The following is a 2,413-nucleotide window of genomic DNA, read 5'->3' on the forward strand; positions in this document are numbered from 1 at the left end:
GTGGATCGAGTATGTGTCAGGATTTCAGCCAGCTTGCCGCCGCCCGCCCGGCGCGCAAGCCGCTGGCAAAGCACGCCGTCAGCAGATACCCCCCAGTCGGGGCCTCCCAGTCCAGCATCTCGCCGGCACAGAACACCCCTGGCATGCCCTTGACCATCAAGCCCTCGTCCAGCCCCTCGAAACGCACCCCGCCCGCGCTGCTGATCGCCTCATCCAGCGGCCGCGTACGCACCAACGTGATCGGCAATGCCTTGATCGCCCTCGCCAAGGCACCAGGGTCGGCAAACGTCGCCTGATCGGTCAGCTCGCGCAACAGCGCAGCCTTGACCCCATCAATACCCAGCTGGCTGTGCAGGTGCTTGGCCATGGAGCGCGAACCCCGTGGCTTGGCCAGCGCCTGGGCAATCTTGTCCACAGGCTTTTGCGGCAACAGGTCGAGCAGCAACACCCCGTGGCCGTCGCGGTTGATGGCCTCACGCACCGGCGCTGACCATGCATACACCAGGCTGCCTTCCACACCCTGTGCGGTAAGGATGAACTCACCCTTGCGCGGCGCGCTGCCGGGAACGCTGAGCGCAATGTTCTTCAACGGCGCCCCAGCGAACCTGTCCTTGAGCAGCGTGCTCCAGCCTGCCACTTCAAAACCGCAGTTGCTGGGCCGCAAGGGCGAGATATCCACAGCGCGTGCGGCCAGCAGTGGCTGCCAGCTACCGTCCGAGCCCAGTCGCGCCCAGCTTCCGCCACCCAGCGCCAGCACCACCACGGCAGCCTTCACCAGCCGCTCGCCTTGTGGATAAGCAATCCGCAATGCACCTTCGGCATTCCAGCCCAGCCAGCGGTGACGGGTGTGGATAACTACCCCGCTGTCGCGCAGGCGCTTGAGCCAGGCGCGCAGCAGGGGCGCGGCTTTCATGTCGGTGGGGAATACCCGGCCCGAGGTACCAACGAAGGTTTCGATGCCCAGGCCGTGAATCCACTGGCGCAAGGCGTCGGCATCGAAGTCCTGCAGCAGCGCGGCGATTTCGCCCTGGCGCTCGGCGTACCGGCTGACGAATGCTGGGTAGGGCTCGGAATGGGTGATGTTCATGCCGCCGACACCCGCCAGCAGGAACTTGCGGCCCACCGAAGGCATGGCATCGAAAACTTCGACCGCCAGGCCCGCCTGGGCCAGTGCTTCGGCGGCCATCAGGCCGGCTGGGCCGCCGCCGATGACGACAGCGAGGGGAGGGGAGGCGGAGCTCAGATCAGGCATGGTGGGCAGGAGGCTGTGGAAAAGAGGCGCATTCTAGCGCAGCGCGGTCTGTGGAAGCACTGCTCAAAAAATGATCAGATCTTTGCACGCCTTGCCTGTAAAGGGCTGCAGCGCCTTTCCCGCAGGTTATCCACAAGCGGCTCCACAGTCATTGTGAACAACCGATGACGCGTGCCGCGCTGTGATGAAGGATGCCATGGCGCCTGGCCAGGGCTGCACGGTCCTTGCTGTATCCACCGCCGATCACGCCCACCACCGGGATATCGCGACCCATGCAGTGGCGCAGCACTGCTTCATCACGGGCGGCAACGCCTGCATCGGTCAGTTGCAGATAGCCCAGGGCGTCGTCCTTGTGCACATCGACACCGGCGTCATACAGCACCAGGTCGGGTCGATAGAGTGGCAGCAGGTAGTTGAGGGCGTCGTCCACCACTTTCAGGTAGGCCATGTCGCCCATGCCCCGGGGCAGGGGAATGTCCCAATCGCTTTGTGCCTTGCGCGCCGGGAAGTTCTGTTCGCAATGCAGCGACACCGTGATGGCGTCTGGTGTGTCGTGCAGGATGCGCGCGGTGCCGTCACCCTGATGCACGTCGCAGTCGAAGATCAGCACCCGGTGTACCCGGCCGGCCTCCAGCAGGTAGCGGCTGATCACGGCCAGGTCGTTGAAGATGCAGAAGCCGGCAGGGTGGTCGTAATGGGCGTGGTGGGTGCCGCCGGCAAGGTGGCAGGCGATGCCGTGCTGCAGCGCCATCTCGGCGCTCAGCAGCGAGCCGCCTACGGCGCGCACGGTACGCCGGGCCAGGGCCTCGCTCCAGGGCAGGCCGAGGCGGCGCTGGTCCTCGCGTGACAGGTCACCGTTCATGTAGCGCTCGATGTAGCTGCGGTCGTGGGCCAGGGCGAGGATGTCGTTGGGGCAGATGTCCGGGCGCAGCAGGGCTTGGTCGGTGGTCAGCCCGCTGTCGATCAAGTGGTCGTGCAGCAGGCGAAACTTGTCCATGGGGAAGCGGTGTTCGGCAGGGAACTCCGGGCTGTAGTCTTCGTGGTAGATCAGCGGCAACGGCATGGGTGGGGTCGCAATCGGGGTCAGTGCTGATCTTGCCATGGCTGGGGCAGCTTTGCTGCCCAATCGCCGGCAAGCCAGCTCCCACAGGTACAGCGCAA

The 2,413-nt window shown here is 65.4% G+C and carries 2 protein-coding genes; both read right to left on the reverse strand.

Going from position 1 to position 2,413, the window contains the following annotated elements; all coding sequences use genetic code 11:
* Positions 1 to 16 precede the first annotated feature (16 nt).
* A complete protein-coding gene (locus ACK1U9_RS05765; protein ID WP_449109755.1) occupies positions 17 to 1,252 on the reverse strand; it encodes a TIGR03862 family flavoprotein in 1,236 nt (411 codons plus the stop codon).
* A gap of 148 nt (positions 1,253 to 1,400) precedes the next feature.
* A complete protein-coding gene (locus ACK1U9_RS05770; protein ID WP_046613159.1) occupies positions 1,401 to 2,315 on the reverse strand; it encodes a histone deacetylase family protein in 915 nt (304 codons plus the stop codon).
* Positions 2,316 to 2,413: the final 98 nt, after the last annotated feature.

This window comes from Pseudomonas sp. XP1 (assembly GCF_053557675.1).